Source organism: Campylobacter sp. RM19073 (assembly GCF_024723495.1).
In the GTDB taxonomy this organism is placed as follows: Bacteria; Campylobacterota; Campylobacteria; order Campylobacterales; family Campylobacteraceae; genus Campylobacter; species Campylobacter porcelli.
The window spans coordinates 1-237 of record NZ_JANQCT010000077.1; the positions used below are offsets into that span (position 1 = coordinate 1).

Sequence of the window (237 nt, forward strand, 5' to 3'; positions counted from 1 at the left end):
GGCAAAATAGTTATGCTAGATAATCTTGGCGATATAACTAAATTTAACAACCAAGGCAGGTTAGAAAACCTAAATAATCAAAAAAATATATCAAATTTAACCAATCAATCAAATATAGATAAAATAGATAATTCTGGAAATATAGCTGATATTAAAAATCAAGGACAAATAGATAATCTAAATAATAAAAATATTATCACTAGTATCGATAATATAAAAAATATTCAAACGATAAAC

Annotated in this window: 1 protein-coding gene; it reads left to right on the plus strand. The window is 22.4% G+C overall.

Features of this window, described 5'->3' with window-relative positions:
• Window positions 1-237 (plus strand): hypothetical protein (locus tag CSUIS19073_RS08315; RefSeq protein ID WP_337214427.1); only part of this gene is annotated, 237 nt, incomplete at both ends.